Raw genomic sequence first — 1655 nt, 5'->3', positions numbered from 1 at the left:
TGGTGTTCGCCGTGCCGTAGAACGTGCAGGTGCCCGGACCGTGGTAGGACTTCATTTCCGAATCCAGCAGCTCTTCGCTCAAAGCCTTGGCTTACGCCCTGGACCATGTTGTTTACCAACGCACGAGTGGTACCGGCCATTGCGCGAGTTTGTTGATCGCCATTGCGAGCAGCAAAACGCAGCTCACCGGACTCTTCAACAATTTCAACGGACGAATGAATGTTCAGGTCTAGAGTGCCCTTGGCACCCTTCACCGAAAGCTGCTGGCCGACGAGTTTGACTTCGACGCCTGCTGGCAACTTAACGGGGTTCTTAGCTACGCGTGACATGCTTATCCCCCCCTTAGAACACAGTGCAAAGCACTTCGCCGCCGACACCGGCAGCGCGCGCAGCACGATCCGTCATCACACCTTTGTTGGTGGAGACGATAGACACACCGAGGCCGCCACGAACTTTTGGCAACTCATCGACGGACTTGTACTGACGCAGGCCTGGACGGCTAACGCGCTTCACTTCTTCGATGACCGGACGGCCTTCGAAGTACTTCAGCTCGATGGATAGCAACGGCTTGGTTTCGCTGCTGATCTGATAACCCGCAATGTAACCTTCGTCCTTCAGGACTTTGGCTACAGCCACCTTCAACGTGGAGGATGGCATGCTTACGACGGGCTTTTCAGCCATCTGGGCATTACGGATACGAGTTAGCATGTCCGCTAACGGGTCCTGCATACTCATGGGCTAGACGCTCCTGATACAAAAAAAATGAGCCTTGCGGCTACAACCTATCGCCTTAAAATTCCGGGCACGTGCAAGCACGGGCTCTGGCGAGCCGGCAATTCTAGGCGCACCCCAGAAATGAATCAAGCCCCAAAAGGGGCTTGATTCAAATTCAGGCGCTACGCCCATCGGTTCGAGGTGAACGCAATGAGCGAACCGCGAGAATAACTGCTTACCAGCTGGCCTTGACCAGACCTGGTACGTCGCCACGCATTGCCGCTTGACGCAGCATGTTACGGCCGAGGCCGAACTTGCGGTATACGCCGTGCGGACGACCTGTCAGGCGGCAACGGTTACGCATGCGCGAGGCACTTGCGTCACGTGGTTGCTTCTGCAGTGCGACCGTAGCTTCCCAACGTGCTTCTGGACTTGCGTTCAGATCCACGATGATCGCTTTCAGTGCAGCACGCTTGGTAGCGTACTTGGCAACGGTGAGCTGACGCTTCAGCTCACGGTTTTTCATGCTCTTCTTGGCCATGGTCCTACTCCAATCAGTTGCGGAACGGGAACTTGAAAGCACGCAGCAATGCGCGACCTTCTTCGTCCGTACGAGCAGTGGTGGTCAGGGTAATGTCCAGACCGCGCAGGGCATCGATCTTGTCGTAGTCGATTTCCGGGAAAATGATCTGCTCTTTAACGCCCATGCTGTAATTACCACGACCATCGAAGGACTTGGCATTCAGGCCGCGGAAGTCGCGAACCCGAGGCAGGGAGATCGACAGCAGACGATCCAGGAATTCATACATACGCTCACGGCGCAGAGTCACTTTGACGCCGATCGGCCAACCATGTGAGGCGTTGAGCTAACCAATACTAATTGCCCGTGAGGCTTGACCATATAACACCCAAGCAATCTGCAGAAAGACAGCAGATTGCGG

At 55.5% G+C, this 1655-nt stretch carries 3 protein-coding genes and 1 pseudogene; all 4 read right to left on the bottom strand.

Annotated elements, in window-relative coordinates; genetic code table 11:
- On the bottom strand, positions 1–329 hold a 329-nt coding region (locus ACQKEN_RS25380; RefSeq protein ID WP_427689486.1), incomplete at its 3' end, for a 50S ribosomal protein L6.
- Between the two features lie 13 nt (positions 330–342).
- Positions 343–735 (bottom strand): 30S ribosomal protein S8, encoded by a 393-nt coding sequence (gene rpsH / locus ACQKEN_RS25375; protein WP_037017722.1) that lies wholly within the window; start codon positions 733–735, stop codon positions 343–345.
- Between the two features lie 214 nt (positions 736–949).
- Positions 950–1255, bottom strand: a complete 306-nt coding sequence (gene rpsN / locus ACQKEN_RS25370; protein WP_003186042.1) for a 30S ribosomal protein S14 — start codon at positions 1253–1255, stop codon at positions 950–952.
- A gap of 13 nt (positions 1256–1268) precedes the next feature.
- Positions 1269–1565 (bottom strand): annotated as a pseudogene (rpl5, locus tag ACQKEN_RS25365) (large ribosomal subunit protein uL5); the annotation flags it as partial.
- Between the last annotated feature and the right edge of the window lie 90 nt (positions 1566–1655).

It is taken from the genome of Pseudomonas sp. NPDC078416 (genome assembly GCF_050268485.1).
Lineage (GTDB): Bacteria > Pseudomonadota > Gammaproteobacteria > Pseudomonadales > Pseudomonadaceae > Aquipseudomonas.
Note: the sequence above shows the minus strand (reverse complement) of the source record. Positions and strands in the feature narration are given on the sequence as shown.

Bases quoted from the DNA above. Each gene is read 5' to 3' on its own strand.
- rpsH (WP_037017722.1), bottom strand. From the start codon at position 735: ATGAGTATGCAGGACCCGTTAGCGGACATGCTAACTCGTATCCGTAAT.
- rpsN (WP_003186042.1), bottom strand. From the start codon at position 1,255: ATGGCCAAGAAGAGCATGAAAAACCGTGAGCTGAAGCGTCAGCTCACC.